Raw genomic sequence first — 17,152 nt, 5'->3', positions numbered from 1 at the left:
TATGCGATTCGATCTAGTTTAGTAGTCCTCTTGATTCGGATGACAGGTGACGACTACATATTCAAGGACATAGGTTCCTGTATTTATTTAAAAAGGAGTTACTACGACTTTTTCGAGGACACACGATCCGTTATTGATCCTAAATGAAGCTCAAAAGCATCTCATTTTATATAATAAGTGATCGTATGTCCTGAAGAGTCGCAAATTACGTGCTTTTATCACAGATAAAGGATCCTATGTCCTCATATATAACCACCAGTGAGTAAACAGCTAACTACACATTAGGGCGTCTATCCACTACTCCACATTTCTCACTGCGATTATGTGACGGTCGATGCCGTTATAGTCGGTGATGATGCGGATGTCATCCCATGCGGCCATTTGTTGCATTAGCTTAGCAACAATAACAGGCTGATCTATCCCAAGTTCGAACGCTACGATGCGCGGCATAGAAGGGAGTAGCGGAAGCTGCTCTAACATGCGGCGGTACGGATCTAACCCGTCCGCCCCACCTTCCAGCGCGAGGTGCGGTTCATAATCCCGCACCTCGCGCTGCAATCCTGGCATATCCGCCGCCGGTATATACGGCGGATTGGACACAAGCACGTCGATGTGCGTACCGCCATCGACGGCAGTGCCACCGCGCCCTGAAGCAATGAAGGGCGCGAGCAGGTCGCCCTGCGCGAAGGCAATGCGATCCGCCGTACCTTGGCGGACCGCATTCGCGCGGGCGACTTCAAGCGCGTCCGGCGATAGGTCGGACGCGCACACGCGTAAGCGTGGACGCTGCGATGCTAGCGTCACGGCGATGGCGCCGCTGCCTGTGCCGACATCGACCACGGTCGGCATACCAGCACTTCCTTGCTCCGCGCTAGCTCCCAGCTCTTTCGCATCTCCGTGTTGCTCAGCACTCGAACTCAACACTTCCGCCCTAACTCCTAGCTTTGCAACTTCCACACCACTCGCCACCTCCGGCCATAGCCGATCAACTGCGGCAAGCACTTCCTCGACGAGCAACTCCGTCTCAGGGCGCGGAATAAGGACAGCCGGCGACACGATGAATGGTCGGTCGTAGAACCATTGCTCGCCGATCATATATTGGATCGGCTCGCCAAGTGCTTTACGCCGCACTAGCGTACGCCACTCGTCCCCTTTTTCCTCTGGAAAAGGGTCGTTCCAGGCGAGTAATAGCGCTGCACGGTCGATCCCAAGCACATGCATGAGCAGAAGCTCTGCATTGCTGCGAGACTCCTCAACCGACTGTTGTTCTAGCCAGTCGGCAGCACTTCTATACGCTTGCCTTAGCGTTAGCGGCATTTGAAACCATAGATCTTGCTCATTGTTCTGATTCTCTACCACGTTAGCTACACCATCCTTGTCCATAAGCCAGCTAATGAAAAGAGCCGGTTCACCGATTCATTTGCTTTAGCAGCAAACGCACGGTAATCCGGCATCCCCTTAACAACAGCTGCGGCAATTGATAACCGCATCCGGTTTAATCTTTATTATTTATTCCGCTTACGCATTACCCATCATTTCACGATCCATCAAATCTGCTTGCTCTGCAATCGTAAGCGACGAAACAATTTCAGAAATGTCGCCGTTCATAACAGAATCAAGCTTATGAAGCGTTAAGTTAATGCGATGATCCGTTACACGGCTTTGCGGGAAGTTGTACGTCCGAATGCGCTCACTACGATCGCCCGTTCCAACCTTGCTCTTACGCTCGCCTGCATATTTCGCTTCTTCTTCTTGACGGCGAATATCTGAAATACGTGCGCGAAGTACTTGCAAAGCTTTTGCTTTGTTTTCATTCTGAGATTTGCCGTCCTGACATGTTGCCATAATACCTGTTGGTACATGGAGCACTCGGACTGCGGATTTAGTTGTATTTACGGATTGACCACCTGCACCGCTGGAGCAGAATGTATCGATACGAATATCTTTATCCAAAATCTCAATTTCAACATCTTCAACCTCAGGCATAACTGCAACCGTAGATGTTGATGTATGAATACGTCCACCTGATTCTGTTACTGGAATACGCTGAACACGGTGAGCGCCGCTTTCGTACTTAAGTTTGCTGTACGCGCCTTTTCCGTTCACCATGAAAATAACCTCTTTGAATCCGCCAACATCATTTTCACTGAAATCCATTAGCTCTACACGCCAGCCTTGCGAATCCGCAAACTTCGTGTACATACGATATAGCTCATAAGCAAATAATGCAGCTTCATCGCCACCAGCAGCACCACGAATCTCAACGATAACGTTTTTGTTATCGTTAGGGTCCTTAGGGAGCAACAAGATACGAATGTTCTCTTCAAGCTCACTTTTACGTTTAGATAGCTCGTCGATCTCCATCTTTACCATTTCGCGCATTTCATCATCGAGCTTTTCGCCTTGCATAACTTTAGCGTCATCCAATTGCTCGGACACTTGTTTATATTCCGTATACGCATCAAATGCGCCTTGTAAATCCGACTGTTCCTTGGATAGCTCTCTAAGCCTTTTTGGGTCACTGGACACGTCCGGATCGCATAATAGCTCACTTAGCTTTTCATACCGGTCGGCGAGTGCTTGTAATCGATCAAACACTAATATTCACCTCTGTTTTATTCCTTTAGGATATTCATTAGTATATCACAACGTGAACTTTGTATCGATATGTGCTTTTTAACAGATACCGTATAAAGTTATCCACAATATAATCCACAGCCTGTGCACAGGATTTGCACATCTTGTCCACAACATCCTATTAAGGTCATATATAACAACACATTTTGTTTCAAAAAAGGAGCGCTTTGGAGTGCTTCCACAAGTAAGGGGATCACTCCAAACGCTCCTAAACACGTTACAATTAAACGTTAAATCGGAAATGCATAACGTCTCCATCACGCACTACATATTCTTTTCCTTCTAGACGAAGCTGACCCTTTTCACGAACGGCTGCCATCGAACCACCAGCAGCCAAATCATCGAAGGATACAACCTCTGCACGAATAAAGCCACGTTCGAAATCAGTGTGGATAACGCCAGCCGCTTGAGGCGCTTTTGTTCCTTGACGAATTGTCCAAGCGCGAACCTCTTGTACACCAGCTGTGAAGTACGTGTAAAGACCAAGCAACTTGTAAGCTGAATTGATCAAACGATTTAATCCAGATTCAGTCATACCTAACTCTTGCAAGAACATTTCTTTGTCTTCGCCTTCAAGTTCAGCGATTTCAGACTCTACCTTTGCACTGATTGGCACAACCTCAGCACCTTGCTCAGCAGCAAATTTACGAACCAGTTGTACATACTCGTTGCCATCTGAGTTTGCAACTTCTGCTTCACTCACGTTTGTAGCGTAAAGAACAGGCTTCATCGTTAGTAGATGTAGATCACGCACGAGAAGTTTCTCATCTTCCGTTAGTTCCATGCTTCGAACAGGCATATCATTGTATAGAGATTCCTTGATACGCTCAAGCAATTCTACCTCTTGAGCTACCTTTTTGTCGCCGCCCTTAAGGTTTTTGCGAGAACGCTCAATTTTTTTCTCAACCGAATCTGCATCAGCGAGAATGAGCTCAAGATTAATTGTAGTGATGTCACTAATTGGATCAACTTTACCCGATACATGCGTAATGTTCTCATCTTGGAAACAACGAACAACGTGAACAATTGCATCTACTTCGCGGATATGAGCTAGAAACTTGTTGCCAAGACCTTCACCTTTACTTGCTCCAGCAACAAGGCCTGCAATATCAACAAACTCAAAAGCAGTTGGAACGATACTTTTTGGTACAACTAGCTCAACTAACTTATTCAAACGCTCATCAGGTACTTCAACAACACCTACGTTTGGATCAATCGTACAGAAAGGATAGTTTGCAGATTCTGCACCTGCTTGTGTAATCGCATTAAACAATGTGGATTTTCCGACGTTCGGCAATCCCACGATACCAGCTTTCAAAGCCATGTATGAGACACTCCTTATTTTCCGATAGTAAACAACTCTCGTCATTATACCCTAGCCGCATAGACAATGAAAGTACTAAGCAAGTTAGCCGTTAAGGGAAATACATCCTTCCACCCTTATTAATAGAAGCGGAATGTTCACTCACACTCTGGAAATACTACTTGAAGCCAGGAGGTGAGCTCACACATGGAAAATAAATCACATAAAGACAACTACAAAGGCACAACAAACATGAAGGCAAAAAATCAAGATATGGCATTCGTTAACGATACAATTGAAGATGCAAAATCCATCACTAATTTCTCTTCTACTAAGAAAAAAACAGATTAGAGTACAACAACCTTACGCACGCAAAAGGACGACAGCCACGTCATAATCGGTATACACCGATTAAAGCGTGGCTGTCATTTTTTATTAACTGTTAGGCTAGAAAAGGAGATAAGGGCTACAATTAACCCTTAACTGCACCTTCCGTTAACCCTTTTTCAATAAACTTCTGTACGAACAAGTACACAATTAAGACGGGCACAACGGTTAACGATATCGCAGCGGCCATTAATCCGTAGTCAGTACCGTACTGGGAGCTTATTTCGCTCAGTAGGGAAACGATTGGACGTACGCTATCTTTACTTACGAAGATAAGTGCTGAGAACAAGTCATTGTACGACCATAGGAAGACAAAGATACTTGCCGAAGCAAATGCTGGTCTAGCTACCGGGAACAAAATTTTAACAAACAAAGTCCAACGGTTACAACCATCGATAAACGCTGCTTCTTCAAGTTCTTTCGGTATCGTTGACATATAACCCGCTAATACCAAGATAGCAAACGTTAAGTTACCTGCTGTTTGCGGAAAAATTAAACCAATATGCTTATTAGCAAACTTCCATTCGATCAACAGTTCATAAACGGGTACAACCGTTGCGAATGTAGGAATAAGCAATGTCGCATATAGAAGTGAATAAATTGCTTTTCTTCCTTTAAAGTTGAAGCGTGAAAGCACATAAGCTGCTAATCCGCCAAGCAGGAGCACAAGAAACACAACGCTGCCTGACATGATCAAACTATTCGCATAACCTCTTCCGATATTAATCCGTTCAAAGGCATTCGTATAGTTCGTGAATATAGGCTCTAATGCTACTTTAAATGAATTGTTCATAACAGATTGCGAGCCCTTAAACGAGTTATTTATAATCCAGAATAGGGCATAGATCGTCGTCAAGGACCATGAGAATAACACAGTATACATAAGAATAGTGCTAATCTTAATTTTGCTGAAAACTGTCTGACGCGCTCCTTTAACATTTTGTTGCATATACGTACACCCCTAATACCAGCTTAGTATGTGATTTCTTCCTTTTTCAGAAGGCGATTAGCAAGTACAGCCAATAATACGCCAAACACTACGATGTACAACGCAATTGTTGAACCATAACCAAAGTTCTGATCCACAATAGCTTTTTTAAACATATACGTTCCGAGTACTTCTGTATCATTTTGTCCTCTTGTTAATACGTAGACAAATTCGAACACTTTTAGTGTACCTGTAATTGCCAATGTAATAACTACTTTAATATCGCTCATAATAAGAGGAATTGTAAGAAGGAACGTTTTTTTAACGCCCGTAATACCTTCAAGCTTCGCTGCTTCATAAAAGTCTGAAGGAATCTTAGACATTGCAGTCAAAAATAGTACAAAATAGAATCCAACATAGTGCCAAACAGTAGGGATGGCCACTGCCTTCAGTGCCATACTTTCACTCAACCAATAAATCTTCTCAAGACCAAGATTGCCTATTAGGCTGTTTAGTAAACCAAATTCGTAGTTGTATAACAAAACGAACAATAATGAAACTGCCGTACCCGATATAACAACCGGGAAGAAGAATACCATTCGGAAAAAGCCTTTACCCCATTTAATATTGTCTACCAGAACCGCAAGGAACAATGCAATACCAACTTGAAACACGACGACAAAAAACATAATTTCAAGTGTATTAAGTGTAGCTGCACCAAGCTTTTCGTCCGAAAACAAACGAACGTAGTTGTCGAAGCCTACAAACTTTTTGCTTAAGAAACCTTTGGTACGGTAGAAGCTGAGGTACAAGCTTTTTAAGAATGGATAATACAAGAAAATGGACATAAATGCTGCCGCCGGCAGTAAAAACATCAAGATATACTTACGATCACCCTTCATCATTATCACCTTTGATGTTTATTTTCAATGATATGCACTTGAAATGATGACGCCGCCCTTACGATTTAAGGGGCGGCGTCCATCACTCCAGCTATGCATAATGAATTATGCGTTTGGAAAACGATTATTTTGCGTACTCAAGTTCAATTTTTTCTGCTCTTTTCAGAGCCTCAGCTGGCGAAACTTTGCCAGATGCTACATCTTTGAAGTTAGCACGAAGCTCAGAGAACGTTTCAGGAGTAACTTTGCTATCAACTGGGCTAGTTACAGAATCAGCCGCTTCCATCATTGCAAGACCGTCTTTTTGAGCTTGTTTCAAGCCGTCAACTTCTACACCAGTAACTGCTGGAATACCGCCGTTAGCTGATGCGATTGTTTTAACGGAATCTTTAGTTGTCAAATGTTTAAGCAATGCGATTGCTGCATCTTTTTTAGCTGCATCGTCAACAGTAGATTGAGCCAAGTAGAAACCAGTTCCGAAACCACCAACTAGGTTTTTACCAGTTCCAGCGCCGCCAGGAATCGCAGGGAAAGGAAGTACAGTTGTGTTGTCTTGAACTGTAGCATCTTTAGTATCTGCGTTTACAAATCCACCAACAGCCCAGCTACCTTCAAGGATCATAGCTGCTTTACCTTGTGCGTAGTAGTTGCTCGCCATTGCAAGGTCAATTGTTCCAGCATCTTTAGGGAATGCGCCAAGATCAGCAAGTTCCTTCACAGCTGCAAAACCTTTTTCCCAGTTAGGGTCGATGCCGTTAGCCAAACCTTTAGCTTGACCTTCAGGACCAGCAGCACTTAGTACAAAGTGCTCAATTAGGTAGTGAGATTGGTCAAATGGACCAGCCAAAGGAATGATATCTTTAGCTTTAAACGCTGCAACAGCCGTTTTCAATTTCTCCCAGTCAGTTGGAAGTTCTACGCCAGCATCAGCGAAGATTTTTTTGTTAACGAATAGACCTTCATAGAAACCAGTCAAAGGAAGTGCATACGTTTTGCCATCAGCGTGCTTAGTGAATCCAAGCGCTGCTGGCATAAAGCCATTTTTCCACTCTGGATCAGCTGCAAGGATCTCATCCAAAGGAGCAACTTTACCAGCGCTAATGATTTCATTAGCGTCAGCACCAACGAAGTAGAACAACAAGTCTGGCTCATTGCCAGAAGTCATGTCTGTATTAACTTTTGTTCTGAAGCTATCGTCATTTGCAGACATTGTATCATTTTCAATTGTTACATGAGGGTTAGCCGTTGTGAACGCATCAAGAGCCTTTTGGAACGCTTCACGAGCTGCGTCAGTTCCGCCAAACGTCGAGAATACACGAAGTTTAACAGGGTCTGGTGCTTTTGACTCTTCTGGAGTTGCTGATGCATCAGCACTTGGTGAAGGTGATGGTGATGCCGCAGGTTTGTTGTTGCCGTTACCACCACAAGCAGTAAGGAACATTGTCATCACAAGAATTAAGCTAAGAAACATAAATGCCGATTTCTTCACTTTGTAAATCCCCCTTAAATTTTTATAATTCTACATGACCCTGTCCTGCGATCATGCTACACTCAAAATGTTATGGCATGAGCATAGGTTGCGTCAACGGTTTCTGCTCGTTTTAGGGGGGACATTCCTCTAATTTCAGGGGGGATATTCCTATCACATATAGGGACACTATCCTCTAAAATTAGGGGCAAATTTCTCATGCACTAAACTTAAGCACTATTTATACAAATAAACTTCCCCTCTGGGCGTTATTATGTGTCCCTTCACATCTCTACATACGCAGTGGCGCTTCTTGTAGTTCAGATCTACTTTGTAAGTAACGGAAGAACGCGACTGATGCTTCTGCCCTGGTCACTTGCTTCTTAGGAAGAAACTTACCGTCAGATAAACTCATAATTTTGAGACCAACTACAACGGCCGCTTGACCCTTATTCTGAATATCAGCTGAATCCTTAAAGCTTGCTTTGAAGATATGATCATAGTTCGCAAGTGCATTATAGCCTAGCGCTCTTACGATTAACTCCGACATTTCATCCCGCGTCACCTTAGCATCTGGATTAAACGTACCATCGCCCAAGTCAATTAGGTTCTGTTGCAAAGCGCTTTCGATATAAGCGAAGTAAGAAGAATCAGCAGCAACGTCTTTGAAGGATGACTGATTTTTAAATTCTAACGATGCTGACATCGTATGAAATCCTTCGTAGTAACCTCCATTATTTCGAGCTAATATTAACATTTTAATCATTTCACCACGTGTGATGCCTTCATTAGGACGAACATTGCCTTCTTCTAGATCCAACGCTTTATAAGCAACCATTAATTGAAGGGATTGTTCCGCCCAATGACCCGAAATATCGTTTGCTGAAGGTAACTCCAATTGAGTAATATCACCTGTTTCCCAGTTATGCCAGTTGCCAGTAACAGCATCTAGATACAATGATTCATTACTAGGTTTAGCCGTTAATTGATAAACAAGCTGAACATCAACTTCATTTTCAATCTTCCCATCGCCAACCTCACCGGCTGCGACGAGCGTATAATATTTTTCAGATGGGATCGGCTTACCGTTCCAAATATACTGATTTATCACACGATATGTTAGGTCTATGTCATAGTAATCCAACCAGCGCTCTACAGCTATGTCTTTATTTAATGTTACAGGTGCTTTTTCTGGATAAGTGCTTGGAGCTATCGAAACGTCATAATACTGTATATTACCGGTCTTAGCATTGATAGACACACTAATCCGATCATAATCAATTATTGCACCATGAACCTTATGCGCGAATTCAACACTATACGCTCTAACTTCTTCTGGATTAATCGTTCCATTATGTTCTGGACTTTTCTCGATTAAATAAAGCTCATTCGTGAGCCATGGCAATTGCTTCTTCATCGTTTCAACTGCCTTCTCAACTGCCTTTTCATAAGTGATCACATTAGCAGTCGAAGCATTACTATTATCACTGTATTCGTTATAGTTTTGAATCAATCCCGTTGAACCATTAACGTTAGCAGATATCGACCCAATATGTTTACCATCTTTTTTTATATTCCATTCTATCGACCAATAGGAGTACGTTTTCCCAGTTGTATCATCACGATACTCACTGAAGGACGTACCTACAAACTCGCTATTCGCTGGAAGGACAAATGCATCTTCAATAATTTTGCGTGCTTGTGTTTCAGTCACACTCGTTTCCTTCGGCTTAATTGCCAGAGGTTTCTCTGAAATAGCTTTATCCGATATTTCCCCTTCGAAATAAAGATGCTGGGATGAATCTTTTAGCTTTTCTCCTGTTATTGCTTGTACAGAAAATGGATTCAATCGATAAGATAATCTAGGATCCCTGTTTTGAGCATTATACGGAATAATATATCTCAGTTCTGGATTTGCAGCTTGCGCTATCTTCTCCTTCGCCTGCTCTAATGTGAGCTTCTTGTCGATAACAGGGAAAACAATAGAATCATCCCAATTTAATTCAAAATTAAGTACATGTCCCTCGCTATTAATCTCAAGTTGAATATAGTTGTTTAAATAAGGAATCCCGTTCACAATTCGATCATAACGCAGCGTATGCCTTACTTCACCACTTAGTGGCGGAAGAAGCTGCACGCCAAACTTCTCATTAAATTTAACCTTGGTCACGTAGTCCTTTGCTATTTGATCGATAAATGCCGTTGCAAGCTTTTGTGCGTCTGCTCGATTTACCTTAAGTGGATAGGACGGCTTAGCATTTGGATTGTCGGTATAAGAGTTATAATTAAGCAACTGGCCAGTTTTCGCACTCATAGTTACATAAATACTTCCAATATGTTTGCTGTTCACTCGTTTCACAAAGTCCATACTCCATGTAGTTTGAACACCTTTAGCTAGTCTCGCTGATCCGTATCTTGAGCTTTGAAGCACGTAATCCTTCGGAATGTTTACGTATTGCCTAAACAATTTCTCCGCTTCTTCTTTGGAAAGGTCTTCTTTATTAACTTTCTGTTCCGTTTCTTTCTCTTCTTGTGACGGTGATGGTGATGAAGACGGTGACGTTACATCTTTAAGCTCAGCACGAACTTGTTGTGGTTTTTCACTTGAAGCCTGAGCCGATACGGAAACAGACATTGCACTCGATACCATAGCTACTGCCAGAACTAACGCTAGTTTGTTAGGTTTGATTTTACCCACCATTGCACACTCCTCAGAAATGGTAATATATTCACTTTCTAGACGAGTATAGCAATTAATTGGTTGCGCCTACATAAAGAAAATTGTTTAGCTTTTCCTTACATCTAATAAAAACAAAAAAACCGCAGAGGTTGCATGCTAATGAATAGCAGCAATCCCTACGGTTTTTTGTTTTTTGGCGCATGCGCCAGTTCATTATTAGAAATGGCTTGAAATTTTCGCTTTAAGAGCGTCTTTTGATTGAAGACCAACCATTTTGTCTACCGGCTGACCGTCTTTGAACAAAATAAGTGTTGGAATGCTCATTACGCCGAATTGGGAAGCCAATTCAGGCTCCTCATCCACGTTAATTTTTGCGATTGTTGCTTGGCCTTCTAGTTCAGTCGATAGTTCTTCCACGATAGGAAGTTGCATTTTGCAAGGTCCGCACCATGGCGCCCAGAAATCAACCAACGATACACCATTTTCAACGCTTTGCGTGAACGTTTCTTTTGTCAATGCTACTGCCATCTTAATCATCCTCTCAAATCCATTGTTTATGATATAGGGATATCCCGTCTCACCGCTGACTAATCATTACTCGCAGGCGTGAATTTGCTTCAATACATCTTGAATCGTAATTCCGCTAAGATGCTCCTCGAGTTTCTTCTCCGCTGTGCAAAAAATACCCGTCATGACTTGGTTCATATTGGAACCAACCAAACAATCCATGCCCGGATTTCCAGAGCACCAACTTGGAATAAGTGAACCCTGGGCCATGACGCGATAAATGTCAGCTAGTGTGACAGCCTTTGGATCAATCGTTAAGCGATAACCGCCTCCCGATCCCTCTCGGGTTTCCACAAAACTGCTGCGGCGTAAGCCGCTCATCACTTTCCGAACACGTGCTGAATGCGTGCCAACATTGTCGGCAATCATGTCGCTGCTCGCCATTTTTTCCGGCAAATAAGCTAAATATACGAGACTGTGTACGGCAATCGTAAATTCACTATTCACTGTAAGCGGGCCTCCCTGCTTTATACTGTAATTTTATCTGTTACAGTTGTTTTTGTCAAGGGCAGCGAGGCGGGTCAATACCTCTTAGGTTATGGAATGACCCTTGCTCTTATTCGGTCATCTTAACGGTTGGTCAATTAACTAACGATTCAATTGTTTGCCCAACTGAGTAACCAAATTCGTAAAAGGTCACCATCAAACAAGAAATGAAAATGACTAGAATTAATGCGCCAACTAGCGGCTGCTTCTGTACAAGCTCATTAACTGATGCAAATATCTTTTTTACAACCATCTCACATGTACCCCCTTCCTATTTGCAACTTTATTAGTAATATAAACGTTCTATAAATGGGTTTAATATCCTTTTTTATTCTAGACAATGATTGTAAAATCAACTCTAGCATGACACCTTCGCATTATTGCAAACCTATATCTATAATGTTACCATTTATACCAAATGTGACCCATTATCGCTAGAAGAAAGGTTGGATTATGACCACTCATCCCATAGCTAAAAAAGATCATATCCCTGAACTTCAACTCGTTCGTGCGATTGCTATTATTGGCGTTTTATCTGTTCATGCAAGCGCTGCCGCAACTGTATTTATGAAAGAATCAGCTTACTTTTTCTTTTATAATTTTATTAATATTTTTATGCGATTCGGAACACCTACCTTCATTCTGTTAAGTAGTTTCGTTCTCTTCTATAGCTATTACAATCGTCCTTTAGATAGCAAACTAATTATCAGCTTCTATAAAAAAAGGCTTCTCTATATTATTATTCCGTATATTGTATTCTCAATTGTTTATTTCCTTTACTTAAAGCTCACTAATCATCTACCCGTCTTCACCGCCGAAGCCATCAAGCAGTTTTTTAGTAAACTATGGCGTGGGGAAGTTTATTCTCATCTCTATTTCATCTATATTAGTATTCAATTCTATCTATTATTCCCTCTTATTTTATGGATTGCAAAACGATTGCCAAAGCTGACTTATATGTTTATTCCGATTGGATTCGTGTTGCAATGGATTTTTGTATTATTAGTAGTCTATGATCCCTTCCAGTGGGGGATTAACAATAAAGGAAGCTGGTCACTAACGTATCTATCCTTCTTCTTTACTGGTGCTTTCCTAGGCATTTACTTCCCGAAAATAAAAGGTTGGCTTGCGATGACGAGGGAAAACGCCTCATTCAGCCGCATCCTATTTTGGCTCATACTGATAGGCGGCTGGCTCACTCTAGCCCTAGCTCATGTTACGATCTTTTTTAATGCTCGTGCTAATGGCACCATTTATAATCCTCTTCTTTATGAGTTTTTGTGGAACTTCCATGCCTTTTTCACAGCATTGGTCGTCATCGGAGTGTCCTTCTTCATTTATCGTCACCTACCGGCGATGCTTACTAGGTTTTTGTATCGATTAGGACAATTATCATTTGGCATTTATTTAATACATATTTTATTTTTACTCATCTACGATAAACATATGCCAAACTTCGGTACCGCGTGGATAGAGCACGCAACATACTTGGGCAGTTGGATCGTTATGTTAGTTGCATCTTGGATTACGGTCTCACTCATTTCTCGGTTCGTTCCATTCGCATGGGTTTTGTTCGGAAATGTGCCAAAACGTGGCCTTGCCAAGGAACAATTATCTCATGCCCCGTCATCACCAAAGTTTAGAGCAGCATTATTAATCACTTCTATTATTCTTATTGGCAGTGCAGCTCTCGCAGGTTACTATTTGCGCTCTAACGATACAGTGAATACGAGTACTAAACAGGAATTTCTTAAAGTTGCTGCGACCGAAGAGGTGATGAGCACGTATGACGTCATCGTCGCTGGTACAGAACCTGAAGGTGTAGCAGCTGCAATATCAGCAGCCCGTAATGGTCAAAGCGTCTTACTCGTGGACGGTAGAAATCGTGAAATTTTAGGCGGTCTTATGACCATAGCTGGCCTCAACTCACTTGATCTTAACTTTTCACCTAAAAAATCACCTATACCGGGTAAACATGTCTTTTTGAATAAAGGAATTTTTCAAGAGTGGTACGACCAAATAGAAGGTACATCGTTCGATACGATATCGGCTGCAAATGCCTTTTATCGTATGGTTGAGGCTGAACCTAGCATCGACCTACTAATGAAAGTGCAGTCTATGGAGCCATTAGTAGTGTCTGGTGCCGACGGTCAAGTGACTGTGACTGGAATGCGCATAGTCAAACAGGACGGAACTACCCTTGAGGTGGCATCCCCAGCCGTCATTGACGCAACACAAGATGGTGATATCACCGCTCTTGCTGGTGCGCCATTTACGCTTGGACGAGAAGATATTGGTGACCCCGATGCTCAGATGGCTGTTACACTCGTATTCGCTATGAAGGGTGTTACGCAAGCGGTTTGGGATTCTTTCGATGATGCTGGACTGGCAGGCATCGACACGATGAGTGCTTGGGGTTTCACTGATGCAGCAAATTATGTATCCAGCAATCCAGAACGTATAAAGATGCGCGGGCTCAATATCGGTAGGCAAAACGATGAAACGATGCTCATTAATGCGATGCATATTTTTGGCGTTGATCCACTCGATCCAGCAAGTTTAGCAGCAGCGCTTGAGGACGGTCGTGCAGAAGCACCACGTATCGTTGACTATCTGAAAAACACATTCAAAGAATTTAAAGATTTAGAGTTCGCGTACACATTCGACGAATTGTATGTAAGGGAATCCCGACATTTCCAAGGCGAATATCGTCTAACTATGGCTGATTTAATGGATAATCGCGATTTCTGGGATGCGATCGCCTATGGCTCCTACGATGTTGATATTCAGGCCGCGAGCCGACTAGATACAGGATATGTCGTTTACTCACCAATGCAATATGGTGTTCCATTCCGTTCGTTAGTGCCACTTAAGGTTGATGGGTTACTTGTCGTTGGAAGAGCAGCAAGCTTTGATTCGTTGCCACACGGCAGTGCAAGGGTTATGCCACTTGGTATGGCGACGGGAGAAGCTGCAGCTGTTGCAGCTAAGCTAGCAGCTGACAATGGCGTTACTTTTAGAGAACTTTCTAAATCAAAAGAGCTTATTAAGAAACTTCGAGAGCAATTAACGAAGCAAGGAATGGACCTTAAGATGAACACGTTTGAGACACCTTACTACAAAAATCACAAGTCATATCGAGGTCTTGTTGCTGCCGCCAGCATGCTTGTCACAAGCGGGGGCGATAAAAATGAGTCATTTGAACTTGATGGCAAGTCAAACATGCAGCGAATTGTATACAGCATGAATCGAGTGGCTAAGCAGCATGCTTCATACTTCAAGGGTGATCCTTCGAAAGCCATTGATGGAATATCAAACCCTGGAAAGCAGCCCGTTTCAGTAGATCAAGCAGTGAAAACAATCGCCCATGCCATGAACAATAGTGAGGCAGATTCCCTTACTCGCGATGTAATGATCGAAAAAGGATGGCTAACACAGGGGACAATAGACTCAATTACGGATCAAACGGCCATTACGAATGGCGAGTTTTTTATGATTTTACGTGACTTAGTCGAGTTCTACGTAGGTATCGTGTACGAATAATCAAAATAGTATTTACAAATTTGATCCGTAAATCATCATTACTATATCAATTGGAAAAGGGTGCGACAGCGTCAGTTTGAACTGACCGAGTCGCACCCTTTTTAGTTATCAAAATAATAACAATTGCATCATCACAGTCAGTTTCATTGATTTAATTTACGTTTGCTCAGCTATAACTTCCTTTAATGCACCAATGAATGTATCCATTTCTTCATCAGTTCCGATGCTTACACGCAAATAATTATCGATACGCGGCGAAGCGAAATAACGTACCAGGACACCTTTCTCGCGTAGCTGAATAAACAATTGTTCCGCTGCAATTGCAGGATGTGAAATGAATACAAAATTCGCTTTAGAGTCAGTCGCAATGAACCCCATACCTAACAACTGGTCCATTACACGATCCCTCGTACGGATAACCTTTTCAGTCGTCTCTTTAAAATAATCTTCGTCCTGCAGAGCAGCTACCGCTCCTGGCAAGGCTAGTCTGTCCATCGTATAAGAGTTAAAGGAGTTTTTGATACGATCCAATCCTTGAATGAGCTCCTCTGATCCGAATGCGAAGCCAACGCGAAGACCAGCAAGTGACCTCGATTTGGACAAAGTCTGAACGACAAGTAGGTTAGGGTACCGATCGATAAGCTTAACAGCAGACTCCCCGCCAAAGTCAATATAGGCTTCGTCAATGATGACAACCTGGTCTAGATTCCGTTCTAGTAATGTCACAATGTCGCCTAGAGGCAGTAGTTTAGCTGTCGGTGCATTAGGATTAGGGATAATAATCCCGCCATGTTCACCCTCGAATTGTTCGAGCGGAATGTCGAACTCCTCATTTAGCGGGATCAACTTCGGCTGCAAGCCATACATCTTTGCATAAACCTTGTAAAAGCTATATGTAATATCGGCAAAGAGGACAGGCTTAGCAGGATCGAAAAAAGCTGCAAACGCAAACGCTAATATTTCGTCAGACCCATTTCCTACAAATGTTTGCTTGGGGGACAAGCCATAGTAACGAGCAGCTTCCTGCACAAGTGCCCCACAAGTAGGATCGGGATACAATCTCAGGTCACTATTCGCCGCTTCAGCAATAGCTTCTAACACTTTCGGAGATGGTGGATATGGATTTTCGTTTGTATTTAATTTAATATACGATTTGTCCTTCGGCTGTTCTCCAGGTACATATGGAACTAGCGATGCCGCAAGTGGACTCCAAAAGTTACTCATTGCTCAATCGTCTCCTCTTCATAAATCGCTTAGTTAGCAGAAGACCTAACCATGCGCCAGCCGTATTTAGAATAATATCGTCAATATCGAAACTACCTACTCTAAGTAGCATTTGTGCTACTTCTACTAAGCCAATTAGAACAATGCATGCAGCAATTAAAGAGAAAGTCCGTTTATACTTCCTATTGAGCAACGGTAGAAACATGCCTATCGGAATAAATAAGATCAAGTTACCGAATAAATTTTTGAACCAAATATCAAAATTAAAATGATCACGATGCTCGATATATCGCCAAATCGTATCAAACGGAACAAAATTATAAGCATAACTGTCCAAATAGTAGCGATCTCGAAGAAATAAGAGGTTAAGCATAATCATTGCGTACAGTATGGCTAATATTGAAACGATTATATTAAATCCTAAGTTGTTGCTATACGCTTTTTTAAACATGTTAGCCTCTATCACCTCTCATTCTGACCACCTAATCTAGCAGCCTACTCTTCTATTCTCCTACACGTCTGCCTGATATAACAAGATCACGTTCAATCCCATCAAGCACTGCTACTTTCGGAAGGAGAGCCCATTGTTCGAATCCAAACTTGCGGAGTAACGCTAGACTCGGCTCGTTATGTCCAAATACGAAACCAAGCAATGTCGTTAATCCAAGTCGTGGAGACTCTGCGATGGCTTTCTCGATCAACAAGGAACCAAGACCTTGCGAACGATACTTTTCCGCAATATAGATACTAATTTCAGCAGTTGCTTGATAAGCTGGCCTACCATAGAACGATTGAAAGCTGAGCCATGCGCCAACTTCGCCATTATCCATAAGAACAACCCATATAGGATGTCTCTCAGGAGAATGAGCATCGAACCATGCACGTCTGCTTTCTACGGTTATTGGCTCTAAATCTGCAGTTACCATGCGGCTTGCTATAGTAGAGTTATAGATTGAAACGATATGTTCTAGATGGATTGGCGAAGCATCTACTATGTCAAATGACTGTTCCTTCATTATCGCATCTC

16 protein-coding genes are annotated in these 17,152 nt (G+C 42.4%); 2 read left to right on the top strand and 14 right to left on the bottom strand.

Annotation, left to right across the window (positions count from 1 at the left end):
• Positions 1–297: 297 nt before the first annotated feature.
• From I6N90_RS22370 to ychF, 4 genes are all read right to left on the bottom strand, one after another.
• Complete coding sequence (locus tag I6N90_RS22370; RefSeq protein ID WP_232243262.1) at positions 298–1,383, bottom strand: N5-glutamine methyltransferase family protein; 1,086 nt, start codon at positions 1,381–1,383, stop codon at positions 298–300.
• Complete coding sequence (locus tag I6N90_RS25170) at positions 1,365–1,490, bottom strand: hypothetical protein (protein WP_269669549.1); 126 nt, start codon at positions 1,488–1,490, stop codon at positions 1,365–1,367. The genes I6N90_RS22370 and I6N90_RS25170 overlap by 19 nt, the downstream gene beginning before the upstream one ends.
• A 28-nt stretch (positions 1,491–1,518) precedes the next feature.
• Positions 1,519–2,598, bottom strand: coding sequence for a peptide chain release factor 1 (gene prfA / locus I6N90_RS22365; RefSeq protein ID WP_197937949.1), 1,080 nt, complete (start codon positions 2,596–2,598; stop codon positions 1,519–1,521).
• A gap of 262 nt (positions 2,599–2,860) precedes the next feature.
• Complete coding sequence (ychF, locus tag I6N90_RS22360; RefSeq protein WP_197937948.1) at positions 2,861–3,961, bottom strand: redox-regulated ATPase YchF; 1,101 nt, start codon at positions 3,959–3,961, stop codon at positions 2,861–2,863.
• Between the two features lie 186 nt (positions 3,962–4,147).
• On the opposite strand from ychF, the gene I6N90_RS22355 reads away from it, so the two are divergent.
• The gene (locus I6N90_RS22355; protein WP_197937947.1) at positions 4,148–4,291 is read left to right on the top strand and encodes a hypothetical protein; all 144 of its coding nucleotides are present in this window, start codon (positions 4,148–4,150) and stop codon (positions 4,289–4,291) included.
• Between the two features lie 121 nt (positions 4,292–4,412).
• On the opposite strand, the gene I6N90_RS22350 is transcribed toward I6N90_RS22355, so the two are convergent.
• The 7 genes from I6N90_RS22350 to I6N90_RS22320 form a co-directional block, all read right to left on the bottom strand.
• The gene (locus I6N90_RS22350) at positions 4,413–5,276 is read right to left on the bottom strand and encodes a carbohydrate ABC transporter permease (RefSeq protein ID WP_197937946.1); all 864 of its coding nucleotides are present in this window, start codon (positions 5,274–5,276) and stop codon (positions 4,413–4,415) included.
• Between the two features lie 23 nt (positions 5,277–5,299).
• On the bottom strand, positions 5,300–6,160 hold the full coding sequence (locus I6N90_RS22345; protein ID WP_232243261.1) for a carbohydrate ABC transporter permease: 861 nt from the start codon (positions 6,158–6,160) through the stop codon (positions 5,300–5,302).
• Positions 6,161–6,281: 121 nt separating this feature from the next.
• Positions 6,282–7,646, bottom strand: a complete 1,365-nt coding sequence (locus tag I6N90_RS22340; RefSeq protein ID WP_197937940.1) for an ABC transporter substrate-binding protein — start codon at positions 7,644–7,646, stop codon at positions 6,282–6,284.
• Positions 7,647–7,917: 271 nt separating this feature from the next.
• Positions 7,918–10,326: an S-layer homology domain-containing protein gene (locus tag I6N90_RS22335; RefSeq protein ID WP_232243260.1), complete on the bottom strand. Its 2,409-nt coding sequence runs from the start codon at positions 10,324–10,326 to the stop codon at positions 7,918–7,920.
• 195 nt (positions 10,327–10,521) lie between these two features.
• The gene (trxA, locus tag I6N90_RS22330) at positions 10,522–10,833 is read right to left on the bottom strand and encodes a thioredoxin (protein WP_197937936.1); all 312 of its coding nucleotides are present in this window, start codon (positions 10,831–10,833) and stop codon (positions 10,522–10,524) included.
• A 66-nt stretch (positions 10,834–10,899) separates the two neighbouring features.
• A complete protein-coding gene (locus I6N90_RS22325; protein WP_197937935.1) occupies positions 10,900–11,319 on the bottom strand; it encodes an RrF2 family transcriptional regulator in 420 nt (139 codons plus the stop codon).
• 133 nt (positions 11,320–11,452) lie between these two features.
• Entirely contained in the window at positions 11,453–11,611 is a 159-nt protein-coding gene (locus I6N90_RS22320; protein ID WP_197937934.1) for a hypothetical protein, read from the bottom strand.
• A gap of 200 nt (positions 11,612–11,811) precedes the next feature.
• Here I6N90_RS22320 and I6N90_RS22315 point away from each other — a divergent pair, with 200 nt between their 5' ends.
• Positions 11,812–14,901: an FAD-dependent oxidoreductase gene (locus tag I6N90_RS22315; RefSeq protein ID WP_232243259.1), complete on the top strand. Its 3,090-nt coding sequence runs from the start codon at positions 11,812–11,814 to the stop codon at positions 14,899–14,901.
• 156 nt (positions 14,902–15,057) lie between these two features.
• Here the strand turns inward: I6N90_RS22315 and hisC are convergent, their stop codons facing one another.
• The 3 genes from hisC to I6N90_RS24935 are packed head-to-tail and all read right to left on the bottom strand — an operon-like array spanning position 15,058 to position 17,141.
• On the bottom strand, positions 15,058–16,125 hold the full coding sequence (gene hisC, locus I6N90_RS22310; RefSeq protein WP_197937933.1) for a histidinol-phosphate transaminase: 1,068 nt from the start codon (positions 16,123–16,125) through the stop codon (positions 15,058–15,060).
• On the bottom strand, positions 16,118–16,576 hold the full coding sequence (locus tag I6N90_RS22305; RefSeq protein WP_197937932.1) for a VanZ family protein: 459 nt from the start codon (positions 16,574–16,576) through the stop codon (positions 16,118–16,120). The genes hisC and I6N90_RS22305 overlap by 8 nt, the downstream gene beginning before the upstream one ends.
• Before the next feature lie 52 nt (positions 16,577–16,628).
• Positions 16,629–17,141, bottom strand: a complete 513-nt coding sequence (locus I6N90_RS24935) for a GNAT family N-acetyltransferase (protein WP_232243273.1) — start codon at positions 17,139–17,141, stop codon at positions 16,629–16,631.
• Positions 17,142–17,152: the final 11 nt, after the last annotated feature.

Origin of the sequence: Paenibacillus sp. GSMTC-2017 (genome assembly GCF_016019935.1) — a bacterium.
Lineage (GTDB): Bacteria > Bacillota > Bacilli > Paenibacillales > Paenibacillaceae > Pristimantibacillus.
The sequence above is the reverse complement of the archived record's forward strand: the minus strand, read 5'-3'. Positions and strand labels throughout refer to the sequence as shown.